Origin of the sequence: Pseudomonas sp. LH21 (assembly GCF_036549575.1) — a bacterium.
Taxonomy (GTDB): Bacteria; Pseudomonadota; Gammaproteobacteria; order Pseudomonadales; family Pseudomonadaceae; genus Aquipseudomonas; species Aquipseudomonas peradeniyensis.
Map to the genome: position 1 here is coordinate 5,253,427 of NZ_CP144367.1, position 23,025 is coordinate 5,276,451.

The 23,025-nt window shown below is 63.5% G+C and carries 14 protein-coding genes, 2 tRNA genes and 2 rRNA genes; 12 read left to right on the forward strand and 6 right to left on the reverse strand.

Annotated features, from left to right (window positions below):
• Window positions 1–26: 26 nt before the first annotated feature.
• A complete protein-coding gene (bamE, locus tag VUG52_RS23975) occupies window positions 27–545 on the forward strand; it encodes an outer membrane protein assembly factor BamE (protein WP_050706999.1) in 519 nt (172 codons plus the stop codon).
• A gap of 88 nt (window positions 546–633) precedes the next feature.
• Here bamE and VUG52_RS23980 read toward each other — a convergent pair whose 3' ends face one another.
• A complete protein-coding gene (locus tag VUG52_RS23980) occupies window positions 634–1,068 on the reverse strand; it encodes a type II toxin-antitoxin system RatA family toxin (RefSeq protein WP_050707000.1) in 435 nt (144 codons plus the stop codon).
• A gap of 158 nt (window positions 1,069–1,226) precedes the next feature.
• Here VUG52_RS23980 and smpB point away from each other — a divergent pair, with 158 nt between their 5' ends.
• Complete coding sequence (gene smpB / locus VUG52_RS23985; RefSeq protein ID WP_011532120.1) at window positions 1,227–1,709, forward strand: SsrA-binding protein SmpB; 483 nt, start codon at window positions 1,227–1,229, stop codon at window positions 1,707–1,709.
• 122 nt (window positions 1,710–1,831) lie between these two features.
• On the opposite strand, the gene VUG52_RS23990 is transcribed toward smpB, so the two are convergent.
• Window positions 1,832–2,599 (reverse strand): FCD domain-containing protein, encoded by a 768-nt coding sequence (locus VUG52_RS23990; RefSeq protein ID WP_050707001.1) that lies wholly within the window; start codon window positions 2,597–2,599, stop codon window positions 1,832–1,834.
• A gap of 260 nt (window positions 2,600–2,859) precedes the next feature.
• Between VUG52_RS23990 and VUG52_RS23995 the strand changes: the two genes are divergently transcribed.
• From VUG52_RS23995 to VUG52_RS24040, 10 genes are all read left to right on the forward strand, one after another.
• The gene (locus VUG52_RS23995) at window positions 2,860–4,530 is read left to right on the forward strand and encodes a lactate permease LctP family transporter (RefSeq protein ID WP_028691272.1); all 1,671 of its coding nucleotides are present in this window, start codon (window positions 2,860–2,862) and stop codon (window positions 4,528–4,530) included.
• Between the two features lie 63 nt (window positions 4,531–4,593).
• Window positions 4,594–5,739 (forward strand): FMN-dependent L-lactate dehydrogenase LldD, encoded by a 1,146-nt coding sequence (lldD, locus tag VUG52_RS24000; protein ID WP_050707002.1) that lies wholly within the window; start codon window positions 4,594–4,596, stop codon window positions 5,737–5,739.
• A 71-nt stretch (window positions 5,740–5,810) separates the two neighbouring features.
• Window positions 5,811–8,621, forward strand: a complete 2,811-nt coding sequence (locus VUG52_RS24005) for an FAD-binding and (Fe-S)-binding domain-containing protein (RefSeq protein WP_050707003.1) — start codon at window positions 5,811–5,813, stop codon at window positions 8,619–8,621.
• Window positions 8,622–8,794: 173 nt separating this feature from the next.
• The gene (prmA, locus tag VUG52_RS24010; protein ID WP_050707004.1) at window positions 8,795–9,673 is read left to right on the forward strand and encodes a 50S ribosomal protein L11 methyltransferase; all 879 of its coding nucleotides are present in this window, start codon (window positions 8,795–8,797) and stop codon (window positions 9,671–9,673) included.
• 43 nt (window positions 9,674–9,716) lie between these two features.
• A complete protein-coding gene (locus VUG52_RS24015; RefSeq protein WP_050707005.1) occupies window positions 9,717–11,045 on the forward strand; it encodes a DUF3426 domain-containing protein in 1,329 nt (442 codons plus the stop codon).
• 227 nt (window positions 11,046–11,272) lie between these two features.
• A complete protein-coding gene (gene dusB / locus VUG52_RS24020; RefSeq protein WP_050707006.1) occupies window positions 11,273–12,286 on the forward strand; it encodes a tRNA dihydrouridine synthase DusB in 1,014 nt (337 codons plus the stop codon).
• Complete coding sequence (fis, locus tag VUG52_RS24025) at window positions 12,283–12,603, forward strand: DNA-binding transcriptional regulator Fis (RefSeq protein WP_011535876.1); 321 nt, start codon at window positions 12,283–12,285, stop codon at window positions 12,601–12,603. The genes dusB and fis overlap by 4 nt, the downstream gene beginning before the upstream one ends.
• A 79-nt stretch (window positions 12,604–12,682) precedes the next feature.
• The gene (gene purH / locus VUG52_RS24030; protein WP_050707007.1) at window positions 12,683–14,290 is read left to right on the forward strand and encodes a bifunctional phosphoribosylaminoimidazolecarboxamide formyltransferase/IMP cyclohydrolase; all 1,608 of its coding nucleotides are present in this window, start codon (window positions 12,683–12,685) and stop codon (window positions 14,288–14,290) included.
• A 126-nt stretch (window positions 14,291–14,416) separates the two neighbouring features.
• Window positions 14,417–15,712: a phosphoribosylamine--glycine ligase gene (gene purD, locus VUG52_RS24035; RefSeq protein ID WP_050707008.1), complete on the forward strand. Its 1,296-nt coding sequence runs from the start codon at window positions 14,417–14,419 to the stop codon at window positions 15,710–15,712.
• Window positions 15,713–15,846: 134 nt separating this feature from the next.
• A complete protein-coding gene (locus VUG52_RS24040) occupies window positions 15,847–18,621 on the forward strand; it encodes a hybrid sensor histidine kinase/response regulator (RefSeq protein WP_050707009.1) in 2,775 nt (924 codons plus the stop codon).
• Between the two features lie 805 nt (window positions 18,622–19,426).
• On the opposite strand, the gene rrf is transcribed toward VUG52_RS24040, so the two are convergent.
• The 4 genes from rrf to VUG52_RS24060 all read right to left on the reverse strand — a co-directional run bounded on the left by rrf (window position 19,427) and on the right by VUG52_RS24060 (window position 22,990).
• Window positions 19,427–19,542: ribosomal RNA gene (gene rrf, locus VUG52_RS24045) — 5S ribosomal RNA — on the reverse strand.
• Between the two features lie 133 nt (window positions 19,543–19,675).
• A 23S ribosomal RNA gene (locus tag VUG52_RS24050) occupies window positions 19,676–22,568 on the reverse strand.
• 245 nt (window positions 22,569–22,813) lie between these two features.
• A tRNA-Ala gene (locus VUG52_RS24055) sits at window positions 22,814–22,889 on the reverse strand.
• A 24-nt stretch (window positions 22,890–22,913) separates the two neighbouring features.
• Window positions 22,914–22,990 (reverse strand) — tRNA-Ile (locus VUG52_RS24060).
• Between the last annotated feature and the right edge of the window lie 35 nt (window positions 22,991–23,025).

The following is a 23,025-nucleotide window of genomic DNA, read 5'->3' on the forward strand; positions in this document are numbered from 1 at the left end:
GCCAAGATAGTGGAAGTCGCCCACCGATGCAAAACACCAAGCTCTTGCTAACCAGCCTCACCCTAGTGGGACTGCTCGCACTCGCCGGTTGCTCGTTTCCCGGGGTTTACAAAATCGACATCCAGCAGGGCAATGTCGTCACGCAAGACATGATAGACCAATTGCGCCCGGGAATGACCCGCCGGCAAGTAAGGTTTATCATGGGCAACCCCCTGCTGCAGGACACCTTCCACACCAATCGCTGGGACTACCTGTACAGCCTGCAGCCCGGCGGTGGCCAGCGCCAGCAGGAGCGCATGAGCATCTTCTTCAACGAGAGCGACCAACTGGTCAGCCTCTCCGGCGACTTCATGCCGGGTGTCAGCCGCGACCAGGAAATCCTCGGCGGCAGCGGCGACACCACGGTCAGCCCGGACAAGCAGCCAAGCCAGCCCGAGAAGCCGGCCAAGCCAGGCTCGCTGGAAGACACGCTGCAGAAAGAAATCGACAACATCGAGACCACTCCGGTCCCGACGCCGGCCCCGCTGGAAACCTCGCCGCAGTAATTGCGCCGACACTAAAAAGCCCGGATCCAGTCCGGGCTTTTTATTGCGTTGCCGAATAGCCTTTGGATCAGGCCAACGCCATCACTACTCAGCCATTGATCTGCTTGGCACGCTGGCAAAACGCATCGACCATGGTATTAGCCGCCTGGTTGAACAGCGGCCCCAGGGTCGCCCGCACCAGGGCGCCGGCGTAGTCGAACGACAGGTCGAGGCTGATCTTGCAGGCCTTCTCGCCCAGCGGCTTGAACACCCACAGGCCATGCAGCTGGGTGAACGGCCCATCTTCCAGGTTCATTTCGATCGACTGCCCCGGCACCAGCACATTGCGCGTGGTGAACTGCTGGCTCATGCCGCCCTTGGCCACTTCCAGCTTGGCGCGCATGTGCGTGTCGCTGGCCTCGAGCACGGTGGAAGCCGAGCACCAGGGCAGGAACTCCGGGTAGCTGGCCACATCGTTGACCAGGTCGTAGAGCGCCTGGGCAGGGAACGGCAGCAGGGCGGAGCGTTGAATATGGGTAGTCATCCAGGCGTCACTTCCAATCTGGGCGGCGCGTCGCAGCGCCTCGAATACGGTTCTGCACGGCAGAACGAGGCATGTATTGTCCGGGATTCACACAACTGGCTCAAGCACACCTAAACCCCGTAGCCGAGGACGCGGACTCTCCCTATAATGCCGCCCCTATGGCTAAGCAAAAGAAACATCCGACCGGGACCATCGCGCAGAACAAGAAGGCGCGACACGATTACTTCATCGAACACAAGTTCGAGGCCGGGCTGGTCCTGTCCGGTTGGGAAGTAAAGAGCCTGCGGGCCGGCAAGGCGCACCTGACCGACAGCTACGTGCTGCTCAAGGATGGCGAAGCCTGGCTGTTCGGCAGCCACATCACCCCGCTGACCACCGCCAGCACCCACGTCATCGCCGACCCGATCCGCACCCGCAAGCTGCTGCTGAACAAGCGTGAGCTGGAGCGCCTGGAAGCGGCCGTGGCGCAGAAGGGCTATACCTGCGTGGCGATGTCGCTGTACTGGAGCAAGCACCTGATCAAGTGCGAGATCGCGCTCGGCAAGGGCAAGAAGGAGTTCGACAAGCGCGACACCGTGCGCGAGCGCGACTCCAACCGCGAGCTGCAGCGCACGATGCGCAACAAGGGCAAGGAAGAGTAAGCCGCCTTTCGCATTGCGGCGCCTGCTTCGCGGGTAAACCCGCTCCCACAGGTATGTCGCTGAATTCAGATTCGGCGCCATACCTGTGGGAGCGGGTTTACCGCGAATGCCACCACACTGGCCTACCGCCCGCTGCGCCGCTCTGCCCGCGCCACTCGCTGGGCCTCCTGCTGCGCCTCTTGCAGCACCTCCTGCACATACAGGATGTGCCGGCTCGACACCTCCCGCGCATCGTCCGCCCGACCCTCGACAATCGCCAGGTACAGCTCGCGATGCTGGCTGATCAGCATGTCGCGGGTCTCCGTGCGCTGCTGGTACATGCCGCCGATGTTGGTCACCACGTTGCGCTTGAGCAGGTCGAACAAGCCGCGGATGGTATGCAGCAGCACGGCGTTGTGGCTGGCTTCGGCAATGGCCAGGTGGAAGCGCGCATCGGCCGCCCCCTCCTGCGCCCGATCCACCTCGCCGACACGGTTGTAGCAATCCTGCAGCGCGTCGAATGCCGTCTTCAGCCGCTCGCGATCAGGTTCGGTAGCGCGCTGGGCCGCGTAGTAGGCGCACGACGCCTCCAATGTATGACGAAACTCCAGCAAATCGCGCTGGGCCTCCGGATTACGCTCCAGCAACTGCAACAGCGGGTCGCTGAACGTTGAGCCCAAGGCTTCGGCCACATAGTTGCCGCCACCCTGGCGGCTGACCAGCAGCCCCTTGGCCACGAGCTTCTGGATCGCCTCGCGCAGCGACGGACGGGATACGCCGAACTGCTCGGCCAGGACGCGTTCGGCGGGCAGGCGCTGCCCCGAAGTCAACGTACCCTCGAGAATCATCCCTTCCAACCGGTCGACGATGTCGTCGGACAGGCGCCGCTGGCGGACCTGATCAAAAACCATTGCTTGCTCTCCACGAACCCCGGGGATGCGAATCCGGGGGCGCCTATTCTGCGCCTATCCAGCCTGCGCCGACACCCATCAGGCGGCGATTTTCCCTGCCGCTCAGATGCCCGCTCATCGGCATCCGACCAAAGTTTTCCACAGGACAAATTGACACACCCTGCGCGGCGCTCTTAACCTAGCGCCCAGCCATTGTAAATTGGTCTTACCAATTATCCAATGCCAGTGCCTTGACCAACAACAATTAGGGGCCACCCCATATGCAAACCTGGCAACAACTCTATACCCCGCTTGGTAGCCTTGGCCTGTCCGCGCTGGCGGCGGTCATCCCCATCGTGTTCTTCTTCCTCGCCCTCGCCGTGTTCCGCCTCAAGGGCCATGTCGCCGGCAGCATCACCCTCGCGCTGTCGATCCTGGTGGCGATCTTCGCCTTCCAGATGCCGGTCGACATGGCCCTGGCCGCCGCGGGCTATGGCTTCCTCTACGGCCTGTGGCCGATTGCCTGGATCATCGTCGCTGCGGTGTTCCTCTACAAACTCACGGTCAAGAGCGGCCAGTTCGAGGTGATCCGCAGCTCGGTGCTGTCGATCACCGACGACCAGCGCCTGCAAGTGCTGCTGATCGGGTTCTGCTTCGGTGCCTTCCTCGAAGGCGCGGCCGGCTTCGGCGCGCCGGTGGCCATCACCGCCGCGCTGCTGGTGGGCCTGGGCTTCAACCCGCTGTACGCCGCCGGCCTGTGCCTGATCGCCAACACCGCGCCGGTGGCCTTCGGCGCCCTGGGCATCCCGATCATCGTCGCCGGGCAAGTGACCGGCATCGACGCCTTCCACATCGGCGCCATGACCGGCCGCCAGCTGCCGCTGCTGTCGCTGTTCGTGCCGTTCTGGCTGGTGTTCATGATGGACGGCGTGCGCGGCGTGAAAGAGACCTGGCCCGCCGCCCTGGTGGCCGGCCTGAGCTTCGCCGTCACCCAGTACTTCACCTCCAACTTCATCGGCCCGGAGCTGCCGGACATCACCTCGGCCCTGGCCAGCCTGATCGCCCTGACCCTGTTCCTGAAAGTCTGGCAGCCCAAGCGCTCGTTCGCCGAAGCCAAGGGCAGCGTCGGCGCCGCCGTGGTGCAATCGGGTGGCAGCCAGCCTTCGCCGTACAGCTTCGGCGAGATCTTCAAGGCCTGGTCGCCGTTCCTGATCCTGACCGTGCTGGTCACGATCTGGACCCTGAAGCCGTTCAAGGCAGCCTTTGCCCCGGGCGGCGCGATGTACAACTTCGTGTTCAACTTCGCCATCCCGCACCTCGACCAGCTGGTGATCAAGACCGCACCGATCGTCACCGCGCCGACCGCCATGCCGGCGGTGTTCAAGCTCGACCCGATCTCCGCCACCGGTACCGCGATCTTCCTCTCGGCGCTGATCTCGATGTGGGTATTGAAGATCAACTTCAAAACTGGTCTGACCACTTTCAAGGAGACCTTCTGGGAACTGCGCTGGCCAATCCTGTCGATCGGCATGGTGCTGGCCTTCGCCTTCGTCACCAACTACTCGGGCATGTCCTCGACCATGGCCCTGGTGCTGGCCGGCACAGGCGCCGCATTCCCGTTCTTCTCGCCGTTCCTGGGCTGGCTGGGCGTGTTCCTGACCGGTTCCGACACCTCGTCCAACGCCCTGTTCAGCTCGCTGCAGGCCACCACCGCGCACCAGATCGGGGTCAACGACACCCTGCTGGTGGCGGCCAACACCAGCGGCGGCGTGACTGGCAAGATGATCTCGCCGCAGTCGATCGCCGTGGCCTGCGCCGCCACCGGCCTGGTGGGCAAGGAATCCGACCTGTTCCGCTTCACCGTCAAGCACAGCCTGTTCTTCGCCACCATCGTCGGCCTGATCACCCTGATCCAGGCCTATTGGCTGACCGGCATGCTGGTTCATCACTAAAGTGAAAGGGCCCGGGCGCCAGCGAGCGCCCGGCATCACCTTCAACCCACGCTGCGAGAATCCATGATCATTTCCGCCTCCACCGACTATCGCGCCGCGGCCCAACGCAAGCTGCCCCCCTTCCTCTTCCACTACGCCGACGGCGGTGCCTACGCCGAGCACACCCTGCGCCACAACGTCTCGGACCTGGCCAGCATCGCCCTGCGTCAGCGCGTGCTGAAGAACATGTCGGACCTGAGCCTTGAGACCCGGCTGTTCGACGAAACCCTGAGCATGCCCGTGGCCCTGGCCCCGGTCGGCCTCACCGGCATGTACGCCCGCCGCGGCGAAGTGCAGGCGGCGCGCGCGGCGGCGGCCCATGGCATTCCGTTCACGATGTCGACCGTGTCGGTATGCCCGATCGAGGAAGTGGCTCCGGCCATCGACCGGCCGATGTGGTTCCAGCTGTATGTCCTGAAAGACCGTGGTTTCATGCGCAACGCCCTGGAACGCGCCAAGGCGGCCGGCGTGAAGACCCTGGTGTTCACCGTCGACATGCCCGTGCCCGGCGCCCGCTACCGCGACGCCCACTCCGGCATGAGCGGCCCGAACGCTCCGCTGCGTCGCGTGTGGCAGGCCATGACCCACCCGCAGTGGGCGCTGGATGTCGGCCTGCTCGGCCGCCCCCATGACCTGGGCAACATCTCGAAATACCGTGGCAACCCGACCGGCCTTGCCGACTACATCGGCTGGCTGGGCAACAATTTCGACCCGTCCATCTCCTGGAAAGACCTGGAATGGATCCGCGAATTCTGGGACGGCCCGATGATCATCAAGGGCATCCTCGACGCCGACGACGCCCGCGACGCGGTCAAGTTCGGCGCCGACGGCATCGTCGTCTCCAACCACGGCGGCCGCCAGCTCGACGGCGTGCTGTCCAGCGCCCGCGCCCTGCCGGCGATCGCCGACGCGGTGAAGGGCGATATCAAGATCCTCGCCGACTCAGGTATCCGCAGCGGCCTGGACGTAGTGCGCATGGTCGCCCTGGGCGCCGACACCGTGCTGATCGGCCGCGCCTTCCTTTATGCCCTGGCCACCCATGGCGAAGCGGGCGTGAAAAACCTGCTGGAGCTGTTCGAGAAAGAAATGCGCGTGGCCATGGTACTGACCGGCGCCAAGTCCATCAGCGAGATCACCCGCGACTCGCTGGTCCGCGAACTGGGCGCCTGAACGCGCCCGCCAACGCCTGATTGCCCGGGGCACGCCGCGCACAAGACGCCGCGGCCCCGCGAGGAGACTGCATGAGCCTGCCCGCCGCGTTCCTGCGTGATGCCGAGCGCCTGATCCCCGCCGAACGCCGCTTCGACGACCCGACCTCGACACTGGCCTTCGGCACCGACGCCAGCTTCTACCGGCTGATTCCCAAGCTGGTGGTGCGCGTGGAATCCGAGGACGAAGTGGTCGCGCTGCTGCAACTGGCCCAGCGTGACCGGGTACCCGTGACCTTCCGCGCCGCCGGTACCAGCCTGTCGGGCCAGGCCATCAGCGACTCGGTGCTGATCGTGCTCGGCGACAACTGGAATGGCCGGGAGATTCGCGGCCAAGGCACGCAGATCCGCCTGCAGCCCGGGGTGATCGGCGCCCAGGCCAATGCCTGGCTCGCCCCCTACGGGCGCAAGATCGGCCCGGACCCGGCCTCGATCAATGCCTGCAAGATCGGCGGTATCGTCGCCAACAACGCCAGCGGCATGTGCTGCGGCACCGCGCAGAACACCTACCACACCCTTGCCGGCCTGCGCCTGGTGCTGGCCGACGGCACCCGCCTGGACAGCGAGGACCCGGCCAGTGTCGCCGCGTTCGAGCAAAGCCACGCCGGCCTGCTGGACGAACTGGCTCGCCTTGGTCGCGAGACCCGCGCCAACCTCGCATTGGCCGACCGTATCCGCCACAAGTACCGACTGAAGAACACCACGGGCCTGTCGCTCAACGCGCTGGTGGACTACGACCAGCCACTCGACATCCTGCAGCACCTGCTGGTCGGTTCCGAAGGCACCCTCGGTTTCATCAGCGCCGTCACCTACGACACCGTGCCCGACCACCCGCACAAGGCCAGCGCGCTGCTGGTGTTCCCGAGCGTGGAAAGCTGCTGCCGGGCGGTGACCCTGCTCAAGCCGCAACCGGTGTCCGCCGTGGAGCTGCTCGACCGCCGCAGCCTGCGTTCGGTGCAGGATATGCCCGGTATGCCGGCCTGGGTAAAAGGCCTGTCCGGCAATGCCTGCGCCCTGCTGATCGAGTCCCGCGCCGCCAGCCGGAGCCTGCTGCACGAACAGCTCGACCAGGTTATGGCGGCCATCGCCGAGTTCCCGCTGGAGCAGAAGGTCGCCTTCAGCGAAGACCCGACGGTGTACAACCAACTGTGGAAGATCCGCAAGGACACCTTCCCCGCCGTCGGCGCCGTGCGCCAGACCGGCACCACGGTGATCATCGAGGACGTCACCTTCCCCATCGAGCAACTGGCCGAAGGCGTCAACCGCCTGATCCAGCTGTTCGACAAGCACCGTTACGACGAGGCGATCATTTTCGGCCACGCCCTGGAAGGCAACCTGCACTTCGTCTTCACCCAGGGCTTCAACAGTGCCGAGGAAGTAGCGCGCTACCAGGCGTTCATGGATGACGTGGCACAACTGGTGGCGGTGGAGTTCGGCGGCTCGCTCAAGGCCGAGCACGGCACCGGGCGCAACATGGCGCCGTTCGTCGAGCTGGAGTGGGGCAAGGACGCCTATCAGTTGATGTGGCAGCTCAAGCGCCTGCTCGACCCCAACGGCATCCTCAACCCCGATGTGGTGCTGAGCGAGGATCCGGATATCCACCTGAAGTACCTCAAGCCGCTGCCGGCCGCCGACGAAATCGTCGACAAGTGCATCGAGTGCGGGTTCTGCGAGCCGGTGTGCCCGTCGAAAGGGCTGACCCTCAGCCCACGCCAGCGCATCGTCATGTGGCGCGATATCCAGGCGAAGAAGCGTGCCGGCGTCGACATCCGCGAACTGCTGCGCACCTACCAGTACCATGGCATCGATACCTGCGCCGCCACGGGCCTCTGTGCCCAGCGCTGCCCGGTAGGCATCAATACCGGCGAGCTGGTGAAGAAACTGCGCGGCCAGGCGGCCGAGCACGGCAAGGCCGCCGACTGGCTGGCCGAGCACTTCCACACCACCCTGCGCGGCGCCCGCTTCACCCTGGCCGCCGCCAATGGCGCGCGCAGGCTGCTCGGCGCCCCACGCATGAGCCGCCTCAGCGCCAGCCTCAGCAGGGCCAGCAAGGGCCGCCTGCCGCAATGGACACCCGCCATGCCGCAGCCGCTGCGCGCCATCGATTTCCCCGCGCCAAGCCACGATGCCCGCCCACGGGTCGTCTACCTGGCCGCCTGCGTGTCGCGGGTGATGGGCCCGGCCTACGCCGACCGCGAACAGAACTCGCTGCTGGACAAGACCCGCGCCCTGCTGGAAAAGGCCGGCTACCAGGTGGTGTTCCCGGACAACGCCGACAGCCTGTGCTGCGGCCAGCCGTTCGCCTCCAAGGGCTACCCCGAGCAGGCCGAGCACAAGCGCCAGGAGCTGATCACCGCCCTGCTGCACGCCAGCCGCGGCGGCCTCGACCCGATCTACTGCGACACCAGCCCCTGCACCCTGCGCCTGGTGCAGGACCTGGGCGATTCACGGCTGGACCTGTACGACCCGGTGCGCTTCATCCGCACCCACCTGGTCGACAGGCTGGAGTTCACCCCCCAGGACGAGCCAGTGGCGGTGCACGTGACGTGTAGCACCCAGCACCTGGGCGAGAGCCAGGCGCTGATCGACCTGGCGCGGCGCTGCAGCAAGCAGGTGGTGATCCCCGAGGGCATCCATTGCTGCGGCTTCGCCGGCGACAAGGGCTTCACCACCCCGGAGCTCAACGCCCATTCGCTGCGCACCCTGAAGGACGCCGTGCAGTATTGCAGCGAAGGGATCTCCACCAGCCGTACCTGCGAGATCGGCCTGTCGAGCCACAGCGGCATCGACTATCACGGCCTGGTGTACCTGGTCGACCGGGTCACCCGCGCGCGCAGCCTCTGATCCGCCAGGGCAGCCCCCGCTCCCTCTTCGGAGGGAGTGGGGCTGCCCTGCGATGGCGTCGACAAGCGCTGCGCCACAACTGTGTCCTGCACAAACCCTGCGCACTCAAGTAAACTGGCGGCCTTTTCGCGCAGCCTCGGGCTGCCCCTGTCGATTTACCAAAGGTGCCCGCCATGCCCTGGCTGCAAGTACGCCTGGCCATCAGCCCGGAACAAGCCGAAACCTACGAAGACGCCCTGCTCGAAGTAGGCGCCGTCTCGGTGACCTTCATGGACGCCGAAGACCAGCCGATCTTCGAACCGGACCTCAACACCACCCCGCTGTGGTCGCACACGCACCTGCTGGCGCTGTTCGAGGCCGATGCCGAGCCTGAAGCGGTGTTCGCCCACCTGCAATTGCTGACCGGTGCCGCGCTGCCCGAGCACCAGGCCGAAGTGATCGAGGACCAGGACTGGGAGCGCAGCTGGATGGACAACTTCCAGCCCATGCGCTTCGGCCAGCGCCTGTGGATTGTGCCGAGCTGGCACGAAGCCCCGGAGAAGGACGCGGTCAACCTGCTGCTCGACCCGGGCCTGGCGTTCGGCACCGGCACCCACCCGACCACCGCGCTGTGCCTGGAGTGGCTCGACGGCCAACAGCTGCAAGGCACCCAGGTGCTGGACTTCGGCTGCGGCTCGGGCATCCTCGCCATCGCCGCGCTGCTGCTCGGCGCCCGCCACGCGGTCGGCACCGACATCGACGTGCAGGCTATCGAGGCCTCCCGTGACAACGCCCAGCGCAACGGCATCGCCGACGACAAGTTCGACCTGTACCTGCCCGAACAGATGCCGGCCATGCAGGCCGACGTGCTGGTGGCCAATATCCTGGCCGGCCCGCTGGTCTCGCTGGCGCCGCAGCTGTCCGGCCTGGTTCGCCCCGGTGGCCTGCTGGCGCTGTCGGGCATCCTTGCCGAACAAGGCGAGGAAGTGGCCGCCGCGTATACGGCCGACTTCGACCTGGACCCGATCGTCGTGCGCGACGGCTGGGTACGTATCAGTGGTCGCCGCCGCTAAGCGCGCCTAGACTCATTTCCTGCACAGCTCCCCGGACAGCCGCATGACCGACAGTTTCGTCACCCAGTGCCCGCATTGCCAGACCAGCTTTCGCGTCACCCATCACCAGTTGAGCGTGGCCCGCGGCGTGGTGCGCTGCGGCCAATGCCTGCAGGTGTTCAACGCGGCGAAACAGTTGCTGGAGCAGAACCGCGCTGCCACTGGTGAAAGCAGCGCCGAGGCACCGCCCGCGGTGGCGCAGCCGGTCGCACCGGTGGCCCCGGCAGCCGAGCCGGTGGCCGAAACCCCGGCACCGGACGAAGACAACTGGAGCGTCACGGCCGAGGAACTGGACGCCCTCGACCTCGACCAGGAACTGGCGCGTCTCGAACGGCGTAGCCCGGGCGACCGGCGCGGCGCGGCGCAGAGCGTGTTGCAGGCCCGTCGCGACGAGCAGGCCGGTGATGGACACGGCGACGAGCTGTTCGGCACGGCCACTGATGACGACCTGACGCCCGTACAGGTGCGCGAGGAAGCGCCGGTACTGATCGAGCAGGAGCCGCTGGACCTGGAGCCCGCGGCCGACGACCGCACCGAGCCGACCCTCGGCAGCGCCGACCTCGACCTGGACGACGAACCGCCGGTGCGCCACCAGACAGCGACCGACGACCTCGACGAGCCGCTGGAGCGGTTGTCCGTCCACGACGAGCCAGTTCCGGAAAAAGGCCTGTCGGCGCTGGATGACGAGGTCCGCAGCGAACCGCTTTCAGCCCGCGACGAGGAACCCGACGAACAGCCCGGGCAACGCCTGGAGCCCAGCCTGGCGATCAAGCCCGAGCGCACGCGCAAGGAGCCGCTGGTCGACGTGGTCGACGACCCGTTGCAGCTGGACTGGGAAAAGCCCGCGCCGAACTGGGGCAAGCGCCTGCTATGGGGCTTCCTGACCCTGCTGGCCGCCACCCTGCTGGCGTTCCAGTACGTCTGGTTCCACTTCGACGAAATGGCCCGCCAGGACCAGTACCGCCCCTGGTTCCAGCAACTGTGCCCGGTGTTCGGCTGCCAGGTGCCGACCCGCGTGGACATCTCGCGGATCAAGAGCAGCAACCTGGTGGTACGCAGCCATCCGGACTTCAAGGGCGCGCTGATCGTCGACGCGATCATCTACAACCGCGCCCCCTTCGCCCAACCCTTCCCCTTGCTGGAGCTGCGCTTCGCCGACCTCAACGGCCAGCTGATCGCCAGCCGGCGCTTCAAGCCCAGCGAGTACCTGTCGGGCGAGTTGGCCGGCCGCGGCGAGATGCCCAGCCAGACACCGATCCACATCGCCCTGGACATCCTCGACCCGGGGCCGAAGGCAGTGAACTACAGCCTGAGCTTCCGCTCGCCGGAATAAACGACCAGCGGCAAGCGCGCCCTACGGGCTTGCCGGTGTCGCGAACAGACCGCAAAGCGGCCCCAGGTTCAACTGAACGGTTGAATTTCCGAGACTCGCGGCATCGGTCATAACGCCGCAACTGTTCAGATTTTATCCAGATTCATCTTTATCCGGTCATCGAGAGCGGGTATCATGCCATCCCTTTTTCGAACTCCAATGATTCGGCCCCACAACAGGGAACACCTATGTCGGCGGTACGCATCGGCCCTTACACACTGCAGAACAACCTGATCCTGGCCCCCATGGCCGGCGTCACGGACCAGCCTTTCCGAACCCTGTGCAAACGCCTGGGGGCGGGCATGGTGGTCTCGGAGATGGTCTCCAGCGACATGCGCCTGTGGAACAGCCGCAAGTCGAGCCTGCGCCGCATCCATGAAGGCGATCCCGAGCCGCGCTCGGTGCAGATCGCCGGCGGCGACGCGCAGATGATGGCCGAGGCGGCCCGGGCCAACGTCGAGGCCGGCGCCCAGATCATCGACATCAACATGGGCTGCCCGGCGAAAAAAGTCTGCAACAAGGCCGCAGGCTCTGCTTTATTGAGAGATGAAGCCTTGGTCACCGAAATCCTCCACGCCGTCGTCGGCGCCGTGGACGTCCCGGTGACGCTGAAGATTCGCACCGGCTGGGACCGGGCGAACAAGAACGGCCTGAATGTGGCGAAGATCGCCGAACAGGCCGGCATCCAGGCGCTGGCGGTACATGGCCGCACACGCGCCGACCTGTACACCGGTGACGCCGAGTACGACACCATCGCCGCGATCAAGCAGGCGGTGTCGATCCCGGTTTTCGCCAACGGCGACATCACCTCGCCGGAAAAGGCCCGGGCGGTGCTGCACGCCACCGGTGCCGACGGCCTGCTGATCGGCCGTGCCGCCCAGGGGCGGCCGTGGATTTTCCGCGAGATCGAGCATTTCCTGCGCACGGGCGAGCATTTGCCCGCACCGGCGCTGGACGAAGTGGAACGCATTCTGCTGGAGCACCTGGCTGCGCTGCACGCCTTCTACGGCGATGTGATGGGCGTGCGTATCGCCCGCAAGCACGTGGGCTGGTACCTGGCGACCCGACCCGGCGGCAAGGAGTTCCGCAGCCGGTTCAACGCTTTGGAAGACACACAAGCGCAGTGCGCCAACGTTCAGGCATTTTTCGCCGAACGTCGACAGAGCCTTGGGACAGAGGACGAACAAGGGGTGGCCGCATGACGATGATGACCGAGACATTAGTGAGTGGAACAACGCCCGTGAGCGACAACGCCAACCTCAAGCAGCACCTGAACACGCCGAGCGAGGAGGGCCAGACCCTGCGCGACAGCGTCGAGAAGGCGCTGCACAACTACTTCGCCCACCTGGAAGGCGCTACCGTCACGGACGTGTACAACCTGGTGCTCTCGGAAGTCGAGGCGCCCTTGCTCGAATGCGTGATGAACTACGTCAAGGGCAACCAGACCAAGGCCAGCGAGATGCTCGGACTCAACCGAGGCACGCTGCGCAAGAAGCTCAAGCAGTACGATCTGTTGTAAGGCCAGAACCCCAACCAGAAAAGGCGCTCATGCAAAAAGGCGCCTTTTTTGCTGACTCCACCGCGTTATGGAATCTGAAATGACCGACCAGACTACCCGCCTGCCGATCCGCCGCGCCCTGATCAGCGTCTCCGACAAGACCGGTATCCTCGAATTCGCCCGTGAGCTGCAGCAGCTCGGTGTCGAGATCCTGTCCACCGGCGGCACCTACAAGCTGCTCAAGGACAATGGCGTGAACGCGGTGGAAGTGGCCGACTACACCGGCTTCGCCGAAATGATGGACGGCCGGGTCAAGACCCTGCATCCGAAGATCCACGGCGGCATCCTCGGCCGTCGCGGCACCGACGACGCCATCATGAACGAGCACGGCATCAAGCCGATCGACTTGGTCGCGGTCAACCTGTACCCGTTCGAAGCCACCATCAGCAAGCCGGGCTGCGACCTGCCGACCGCCATCGAGAACATCGACATCGGCGGCCCGACCATGGTCCGTTCGGCGGCGAAGAACCACAAGGACGTCGCCATCGTGGTCAACGCCAGCGACTACGCCGGTATCGTCGAGGGCCTCAAGGCCGGCGGCCTGACCTACGCCCAGCGCTTCGACCTGATGCTCAAGGCCTTCGAGCACACCGCCGCCTACGACGGCATGATCGCCAACTACATGGGCACCATCGACCAGGCCAAGCAGACCCTGTCGACCGAAGACCGCAGCGAGTTCCCGCGCACCTTCAACAGCCAGTTCGTCAAGGCCCAGGAAATGCGCTACGGCGAGAACCCGCACCAGAGCGCGGCGTTCTACGTCGAGGCGAAGAAGGGCGAGGCCAGCATCTCCACCGCCATCCAGCTTCAAGGCAAGGAGCTGTCGTTCAACAACGTGGCCGACACCGACGCCGCGCTGGAGTGCGTGAAGAGCTTCGTCAAGCCGGCCTGCGTCATCGTCAAGCACGCCAACCCATGCGGCGTGGCCGTGGTGCCTGAAGACGAAGGCGGCATCCGCAAGGCCTACGACCTGGCCTACGCCACCGATACCGAATCGGCGTTCGGCGGCATCATCGCCTTCAACCGCGAGCTGGATGGCGAGACCGCCAAAGCCATCGTCGAGCGTCAGTTCGTCGAAGTGATCATCGCCCCGAAAATCTCCCAGGCCGCCCGCGAAGTCGTGGCTGCCAAGCAGAACGTGCGTCTGCTGGAGTGCGGCGAGTGGCCAGCCGAGCGCGCCGCCGGTTGGGACTTCAAGCGCGTCAACGGTGGCCTGCTGGTGCAGAGCCGCGATATCGGCATGATCAGCGCCGACGACCTGAAGATCGTCACCAAACGCGCGCCGACCGAGCAGGAAATCCACGACCTGGTGTTCGCCTGGAAAGTGGCCAAGTTCGTCAAGTCCAACGCCATTGTCTACGCCAAGAACCGCCAGACCATCGGCGTCGGCGCCGGCCAGATGAGCCGCGTCAACTCCGCGCGCATCGCCGCCATCAAGGCCGAGCACGCCGGTCTGCAGGTACAGGGCGCGGTGATGGCCTCGGACGCGTTCTTCCCGTTCCGTGATGGCATCGACAACGCGGCTAAAGTGGGTATCAGCGCCGTGATCCAGCCGGGTGGTTCGATGCGTGATGCCGAAGTCATCGCCGCTGCCGACGAAGCCGGCATCGCGATGGTGTTCACCGGTATGCGCCACTTCCGCCACTGATCCACGGTCCCGTGGGAGCGGGCTTGCCCCGCGATGGCGTCAGCAGGAGCAACATCGCAGCCTGGCCTGACGCAATCGCGGGGCAAGCCCGCTCCCACGGGCCAACACAGATTTCGAGGTTTTGACATGAAAGTTTTGATCATCGGCAGCGGCGGTCGTGAACACGCCCTGGCCTGGAAAGTCGCCCAGGACCCACGCGTCGAGAAAGTCTTCGTTGCCCCGGGCAACGCCGGCACCGCCACCGAAGCCAAATGCGAGAACGTCGCCATCGACGTCACCGCCCTGGAGCAACTGGCCGACTTCGCCGAGAAGAACGTCGACCTGACCATCGTCGGCCCGGAAGCGCCGCTGGTGCTCGGCGTGGTCGACCTGTTCCGCAGCCGCAACCTGGACTGCTTCGGTCCGACCAAGGGCGCGGCACAGCTGGAAGGCTCCAAGGCCTTCACCAAGGACTTCCTGGCCCGTCACAAGATCCCGACCGCCGACTACCAGAACTTCACCGAGATCGAGCCAGCCCTAGCCTACCTGCGTGAGAAAGGCGCGCCGATCGTGATCAAGGCCGACGGCCTGGCGGCCGGCAAGGGCGTGATCGTTGCCATGACCCTGCAGGAAGCCGAAGACGCCGTGCGCGACATGCTCGCCGGCAATGCCTTCGGCGAAGCCGGTTCGCGGGTGGTAATCGAAGAGTTCCTCGACGGCGAGGAAGCCAGCTTCATCGTCATGGTCGACGGCCACAACGTGCTGCCCATGGCCACCAGCCAGGACCACAAGCGCGTCGGCGACAAGGACACCGGCCCGAACACCGGCGGCATGGGCGCCTACTCCCCTGCCCCGGTAGTCACCGCCGACGTGCACCAGCGCGTGATGGACCAGGTGATCTGGCCGACCGTGCGCGGCATGGCCGAGGAAGGCAACGTCTACACCGGCTTCCTCTACGCTGGCCTGATGATCGACAAGGCGGGCAACCCCAAGGTCATCGAGTTCAACTGCCGCTTCGGCGACCCGGAAACCCAGCCAGTCATGCTGCGCCTGGAGTCGAGCCTGGTACTGCTGGTCGAGGCCGCCTTCGCCAAGGCCCTGGACAAGGTCGAAGCCCAGTGGGACCCGCGACCGAGCCTGGGCGTGGTGCTGGCCGCCGGTGGCTATCCGGGCGACTACGCCAAGGGCGCCGCTATCAGCGGCCTGGATGCCGCCGCCAAGCTTGAAGGCAAGGTGTTCCACGCCGGTACCGCGCTGAAGGACGGCCAAGTGGTCAGCGCCGGGGGCCGAGTGCTCTGCGCCACCGCCATGGGCGACACCGTCGAGGCCGCCCAGCAGCAGGCCTACCGCCTGGCCGAGCAGGTCAAGTGGGACGCCAGCTTCTACCGCACCGACATCGGCTACCGGGCCATTGCCCGCGAGCGCGGTGAGCACCAGCAGTAAAAATGCACCGAACGGCCGTGGCGCTCCGCGCGCGGCCTTCGGCTCGTCGTCAAGGCCCCGCCGGGGCCTTGCCTTCGCCTTGGCGCGCCGCGCATAGTTGTTATCCGGCACATTAGCTAAGAAGGGATTTCGTCGTGCGTCGGCTTCGGATTGCCATAGCCCTGATCGTCAGCCTGCTGACCCTGCTCTGCCTGCTCCCGGCACACGCCGAACAGGCCGGAGGCTGGTCGGCGCTGCTCGATGAACAGGCCAACCTGCAATTGTCCGATGTACGCTCCGAGCGTTACCGCAACCAGTTCAGCCCCCTGGCCCTCGACGAACTGGATGCCGCCCTCCCCGACCAGGCGCTCTGGCTGCACTACCGCCTGGAACCGCACGACCAGGAGCAACTGGTCCGCATCTTCGCCCCCGATCTGTCGCGCCTGGACCTCTACGCCCTCGAAGGCGGCAAGCTGCTGCGCCAGCTGCACCATGGCCGCCAGGGCGATGGCCTGAGCCCGACCCAGCGCGGCCGGGACCATGTGCTGCCGCTGCCGCACAGCAGCCAGCCCCTGGACATCTACCTGCGGCTGGTCTCCGAACACCAGTTGCGCCCAGCCATCAGCGTCGAGTCCACCGCCCACGCCGCCGCCGACCAGCGCCAGTCGCTGCTGTTCGGTCTGCTGTTCGGCGGGCTGGTAATGCTGATCCTGCACAACCTGATCCGCTTCGCCTATTCACGCTCCAGCACCACGCTAGTCCTGGCGCTGTACCACAGCCTGATGCTGCTCAGCGCGCTGATCCTGCTCAATCTCACTGGCCCGTGGGGGCAGCTGTGGCACAGCGCGCAGACCCCGGCGGCCTACCTTACCCTGGTACTGGCGGGCCTGGCCGGACTGTACTTCACCCTGCATTTCTTCTCCCCCTGCAGTTCGGCACGGCTCAATCGCCTGCTGCACATGGAAATGGTGGTGGCCGCGGTCAGCGGCCTGGTGCTGCTGTTCGTCGACACGCTGCCGCTGAACCTGATGACCTACGCCCTGCTCGCCCTGGGCAGCGTGAGCATGCTGCTGATCAGCAGCTACCACTGGTACAAGGGCTACGGCCCGGCGCGGCTGTTCAGCGTGGCGATGCTGGTGTTCAACCTCGGCGGCCTGGTGCTGCTACCGGCCCTGCTGGGCCTGACCCGCACCGCCACGCCCTGGCTGCTGTGCATCCTCATGGCGCTGACCGTGGTCAGCGGCCTGTTGCTCAACCTCGCGGTCAGCGAGCGCCTGCGCCGGATCAGCGAGGAACGCTTCCGCGCCAGCCGCGCCCTGGCCGCCAGCGATGCCGAGATCAACGCCAAGGCCGAGTTCCTGGCCAAGATCAGCCACGAGATCCGCACCCCCATGAACGGCGTGCTGGGCATGACCGAGCTGCTGCTGGGCACGCCGCTGTCGGTCAAGCAGCGCGACTACGTGCAGACCATCCACAGCGCCGGCAACGAACTGCTCACCCTGATCAACGAGATCCTCGACATCTCCAAGCTCGAGTCGCGGCAGATCGAACTGGACGATGTGCAATTCGACCTCAACGCCCTGATCGAGGACTGCCTGAACATCTTCCGGGCCAAGGCCGAGCAGCAGAACATCGAGCTGATCAGCTTCACCCAGCCCCAGGTGCCCAGGGTCGTCAGTGGCGACCCGACGCGCCTGCGCCAAGCCCTGTCGAGCCTGCTGGACAACGCTCTGAAGAACACCACCCAGGGCGAGATCCTGCTGGTGGTGGCCCTCGACCAGCGTGGCGACAGCCCGCGCCTGCGCATCGCCGTGCAGGACAGCGGCGAGCCGATGCCGCCCGCCGAGCGCGACGCCCTGCTGCAGGCCGAACTGCACAGCCGGCACTTTCTCTCCAGCAACAAGCTCGGCGGCCATCTGGGTCTGGTGATCGCCAAACAGCTGATCGGCCTGATGCAGGGTGAATTCGGCATCAAGACCAGCACCAGCATGGGCAACACCCTATGGCTGACCCTGCCGCTGGATCCCCAGCGCCTGGAGCAGCCGGCCACCGACCTCGACGGTCCGTTGCGCGATGCGCGGGTGCTGGTGGTGGACGACAACGATACCTGCCGCAAGGTGCTGGTGCAGCAATGCAGCGCCTGGGGCATGAACGTCAGCGCGGTGCCGTCGGGCAAGGAGGCGCTGGCGCTGCTGCGCACCAAGGCGCACCTGCGCGACTACTTCGACGCGGTGCTGCTGGACCAGAACATGCCCGGCATGACCGGCATGCAACTGGCAGCCAAGATCAAGGAAGACCCGAGCCTGAACCACGACATCCTGGTGGTCATGCTCACCGGCATCAGCAACGCGCCGAGCAAGATCATCGCCCGCAACGCCGGGGTCAAGCGCATCCTCGCCAAGCCGGTGGCCGGCTACACGCTCAAGACCACCCTCGCCGAGGAACTCGCCCTGCGCGGCCGCGATCAGACCCCTCCGCCGCTGCCGGTCGGCACCCCGGTGCCGCTGGACCTGCCCGGCGACTTCCGCATCCTGGTGGCCGAGGACAACAGCATCTCGACCAAGGTCATCCGCGGCATGCTCGGCAAGCTCAACCTCGAGCCGGACACTGCCAGCAACGGCGAGGAAGCGCTGCAGGCGATGAAGACCAGGCACTATGACCTGGTGCTGATGGACTGCGAGATGCCGGTGCTCGATGGGTTCTCCGCCACCCAGCAGCTGCGCGCCTGGGAAACCGCCAACCGACGTCCGCGCACGCCGGTTGTGGCGCTGACCGCGCACATCCTCAATGAACACAAGGAACGCGCACGCCTGGCCGGCATGGACGGCCATATGGCCAAGCCGGTGGAGCTGTCGCAATTGCGCGAGCTGATCCAGTTCTGGGCGGGGCAGCGGCAGGTGGTGTCCGATGACACCACGCAGATCCTCTAACGGTTGTGTTCACGACTCATTTCCCTGGCGGGACGTGCGCATCGCTGTAACGCTTCAACTTTCCTTCATTGATTCCAGGCGGTCAGCTTGCGCATGACTGCGAGCTGGGGTTCTCTCCTGGTTTTTCCCTTTCCGGCAATGCGTTGATAGAAAAGGGCATCCTGTTGGAGATGGCCCAGCCCTTTTGGCTGCGCTGTCGCGCAGGAAACTATGATTGCGCCGCCAGCGCCCCCCTGTGCGCGGTTTTAGCCGCGAAACAGGCGCCGCAGTGCCTGGCACCGGCCATACCGGTGTTCGCGGCTAAAGCCCCACAGAATCAGTATTGGTGCGTGGTCTCTGTAGAGAACCTCCGTGGGAGCGGGCTTGCCCCGCGATGTACCGCCAGGCTTGCTGCCGACGCGATCCCTGTAGGAGCGGCCTTGTGCCGCGAAAGGGCTGCGTAGCAGACCCAGGATTTGTGCATCACGCTGATATCGCCGGGGCCGCTTTGCGGCCCTTTCGCGGCACGAGGCCGCTCCTACAGGGGGGCGGTGTTGATTTGGTGGACGCGGAAAAGACAAAACCCCTACCTGCTCACGCAGATGCCAGGCTTGCCGCCGACGCGATCCCTGTAGGAGCGGCCTTGTGCCGCGAATGGGCTGCGGAGCAGACCCAGGATTTGTGCATCACGCTGATATCGCCGGGGCCGCGTTGCGGCCCTTTCGCGGCACGAGGCCGCTCCTACAGGGGGGCGGTGTTGATTTGGCGGACGCGGAAAAGACAAAACCCCTACCTGCTCACGCAGATAGGGGTTTTGCGAAATGAATCTTGACGATGACCTACTCTCACATGGGGAAACCCCACACTACCATCGGCGATGCATCGTTTCACTGCTGAGTTCGGGATGGGATCAGGTGGTTCCAATGCTCTATGGTCGTCAAGAAATTCTGTTGCCAGAACATCCAGATGGATACTCCAGCGAATTCGGATATGTGAATTTGTGAAGCTGCGAACTTTCGGTTCTTTCGTCTTCACCACCACAATTTGGCCTCGGCGCAAATTGCTTGGGTGTTATATGGTCAAGCCTCACGGGCAATTAGTATTGGTTAGCTCAACGCCTCACAGCGCTTACACACCCAACCTATCAACGTCGTAGTCTTCGACGGCCCTTCAGGGAGCTCAAGGCTCCAGTGAGATCTCATCTTGAGGCAAGTTTCCCGCTTAGATGCTTTCAGCGGTTATCTCTTCCGAACATAGCTACCCGGCAATGCCACTGGCGTGACAACCGGAACACCAGAGGTTCGTCCACTCCGGTCCTCTCGTACTAGGAGCAGCCCCTCTCAAATCTCAAACGTCCACGGCAGATAGGGACCGAACTGTCTCACGACGTTCTAAACCCAGCTCGCGTACCACTTTAAATGGCGAACAGCCATACCCTTGGGACCGGCTTCAGCCCCAGGATGTGATGAGCCGACATCGAGGTGCCAAACACCGCCGTCGATATGAACTCTTGGGCGGTATCAGCCTGTTATCCCCGGAGTACCTTTTATCCGTTGAGCGATGGCCCTTCCATACAGAACCACCGGATCACTAAGACCTACTTTCGTACCTGCTCGACGTGTGTGTCTCGCAGTCAAGCGCGCTTTTGCCTTTATACTCTACGACCGATTTCCGACCGGTCTGAGCGCACCTTCGTACTCCTCCGTTACTCTTTGGGAGGAGACCGCCCCAGTCAAACTACCCACCATACACTGTCCTCGATCCGGATAACGGACCTGAGTTAGAACCTCAAGGTTGCCAGGGTGGTATTTCAAGGATGGCTCCATGAGAACTGGCGTCCCCACTTCAAAGCCTCCCACCTATCCTACACAAGCAAGCTCAAAGTCCAGTGCAAAGCTATAGTAAAGGTTCACGGGGTCTTTCCGTCTAGCCGCGGATACACTGCATCTTCACAGCGATTTCAATTTCACTGAGTCTCGGGTGGAGACAGCGCCGCCATCGTTACGCCATTCGTGCAGGTCGGAACTTACCCGACAAGGAATTTCGCTACCTTAGGACCGTTATAGTTACGGCCGCCGTTTACCGGGGCTTCGATCAAGAGCTTCGCTTGCGCTAACCCCATCAATTAACCTTCCGGCACCGGGCAGGCGTCACACCCTATACGTCCACTTTCGTGTTTGCAGAGTGCTGTGTTTTTAATAAACAGTCGCAGCGGCCTGGTATCTTCGACCGGCGTGGGCTTACGCAGCAAGTGCTTCACCCTCACCGGCGCACCTTCTCCCGAAGTTACGGTGCCATTTTGCCTAGTTCCTTCACCCGAGTTCTCTCAAGCGCCTTGGTATTCTCTACCTAACCACCTGTGTCGGTTTGGGGTACGGTTCCCAGTTATCTGAAGCTTAGGAGCTTTTCTTGGAAGCATGGCATCAACCACTTCGCGCTCTAAAGAGCACTCGTCATCAGCTCTCGGCCTTGAGATCCCGGATTTGCCTAAGATCTCAGCCTACCACCTTAAACTTGGACAACCAACGCCAAGCTGGCCTAGCCTTCTCCGTCCCTCCATCGCAATAACTGGAAGTACAGGAATATTAACCTGTTTTCCATCGACTACGCTTTTCAGCCTCGCCTTAGGGACCGACTAACCCTGCGTCGATTAACGTTGCGCAGGAAACCTTGGTCTTTCGGCGTGCGAGTTTTTCACTCGCATTGTCGTTACTCATGTCAGCATTCGCACTTCTGATACCTCCAGCAAGCTTCTCAACTCACCTTCACAGGCTTACAGAACGCTCCTCTACCGCATCACCAGAGGTGATACCCGTAGCTTCGGTGCATGGTTTGAGCCCCGTTACATCTTCCGCGCAGGCCGACTCGACTAGTGAGCTATTACGCTTTCTTTAAAGGGTGGCTGCTTCTAAGCCAACCTCCTAGCTGTCTAAGCCTTCCCACATCGTTTCCCACTTAACCATGACTTTGGGACCTTAGCTGACGGTCTGGGTTGTTTCCCTTTTCACGACGGACGTTAGCACCCGCCGTGTGTCTCCCATGCTCGGCACTTGTAGGTATTCGGAGTTTGCATCGGTTTGGTAAGTCGGGATGACCCCCTAGCCGAAACAGTGCTCTACCCCCTACAGTGATACATGAGGCGCTACCTAAATAGCTTTCGAGGAGAACCAGCTATCTCCGAGCTTGATTAGCCTTTCACTCCGATCCACAGGTCATCCGCTAACTTTTCAACGGTAGTCGGTTCGGTCCTCCAGTCAGTGTTACCTAACCTTCAACCTGCCCATGGATAGATCGCCCGGTTTCGGGTCTATACCCAGCGACTAAAGCGCCCTATTAAGACTCGCTTTCGCTACGCCTCCCCTATTCGGTTAAGCTCGCCACTGAATATAAGTCGCTGACCCATTATACAAAAGGTACGCAGTCACCTAACAAAGTAGGCTCCCACTGCTTGTACGCATACGGTTTCAGGTTCTATTTCACTCCCCTCTCCGGGGTTCTTTTCGCCTTTCCCTCACGGTACTGGTTCACTATCGGTCAGTCAGTAGTATTTAGCCTTGGAGGATGGTCCCCCCATGTTCAGACAAAGTTTCTCGTGCTCCGTCCTACTCGATTTCACTGGCAAGAGATTTTCGTGTACGGGGCTATCACCCACTATGGCCGCACTTTCCAGAGCGTTCCACTAATCTCAAACCAGCTTAAGGGCTGGTCCCCGTTCGCTCGCCACTACTAAGGGAATCTCGGTTGATTTCTTTTCCTCAGGGTACTTAGATGTTTCAGTTCCCCTGGTTCGCCTCTTGCACCTATGTATTCAGTACAAGATAACCAGCTTGTGCTGGCTGGGTTCCCCCATTCAGAGATCTCTGGATCACAGTCTGTTTGCCGACTCCCCAAAGCTTATCGCAGGCTACCACGTCTTTCATCGCCTCTGACTGCCAAGGCATCCACCGTATGCGCTTCTTCACTTGACCATATAACCCCAAGCAATCTGGTTATACTGTGAAGACGACATTCGCCGAAAATTCGCATTTCGCTCATTGCTGAGCAGAACTCACAAATTTTACCTTAGCCTGAATAACCAGCAGTGAAACTGGCATTCAGTCTATCTATCACATATCCGAATTTTTAAAGAACGATCTGACAAAAGTCAGAAATCAACATTCATCAACGAATGTTCATTTCTAAGTTCTGAGCAGTGCTGCGAAACCTGAAAGAGTGGTGGAGCCAAGCGGGATCGAACCGCTGACCTCCTGCGTGCAAGGCAGGCGCTCTCCCAGCTGAGCTATGGCCCCATTTGACCAGCCGCACCAAGTAATTGGTAGGTCTGGGCAGATTTGAACTGCCGACCTCACCCTTATCAGGGGTGCGCTCTAACCAACTGAGCTACAGACCTATAACAGGGTCGCGTTACAGCATCGTCTTTACACA

Coding starts and splice junctions, on each gene's coding strand:
- VUG52_RS23990 (WP_050707001.1), bottom strand. CDS start 2,599: ATGGTTTTTGATCAGGTCCGCCAGCGGCGCCTGTCCGACGACATCGTC.
- VUG52_RS23995 (WP_028691272.1), top strand. CDS start 2,860: ATGCAAACCTGGCAACAACTCTATACCCCGCTTGGTAGCCTTGGCCTG.
- VUG52_RS24015 (WP_050707005.1), top strand. CDS start 9,717: ATGACCGACAGTTTCGTCACCCAGTGCCCGCATTGCCAGACCAGCTTT.
- dusB (WP_050707006.1), top strand. CDS start 11,273: ATGTCGGCGGTACGCATCGGCCCTTACACACTGCAGAACAACCTGATC.
- VUG52_RS23980 (WP_050707000.1), bottom strand. CDS start 1,068: ATGACTACCCATATTCAACGCTCCGCCCTGCTGCCGTTCCCTGCCCAG.
- prmA (WP_050707004.1), top strand. CDS start 8,795: ATGCCCTGGCTGCAAGTACGCCTGGCCATCAGCCCGGAACAAGCCGAA.
- bamE (WP_050706999.1), top strand. CDS start 27: ATGCAAAACACCAAGCTCTTGCTAACCAGCCTCACCCTAGTGGGACTG.
- lldD (WP_050707002.1), top strand. CDS start 4,594: ATGATCATTTCCGCCTCCACCGACTATCGCGCCGCGGCCCAACGCAAG.
- purH (WP_050707007.1), top strand. CDS start 12,683: ATGACCGACCAGACTACCCGCCTGCCGATCCGCCGCGCCCTGATCAGC.
- VUG52_RS24005 (WP_050707003.1), top strand. CDS start 5,811: ATGAGCCTGCCCGCCGCGTTCCTGCGTGATGCCGAGCGCCTGATCCCC.
- smpB (WP_011532120.1), top strand. CDS start 1,227: ATGGCTAAGCAAAAGAAACATCCGACCGGGACCATCGCGCAGAACAAG.
- fis (WP_011535876.1), top strand. CDS start 12,283: ATGACGATGATGACCGAGACATTAGTGAGTGGAACAACGCCCGTGAGC.
- purD (WP_050707008.1), top strand. CDS start 14,417: ATGAAAGTTTTGATCATCGGCAGCGGCGGTCGTGAACACGCCCTGGCC.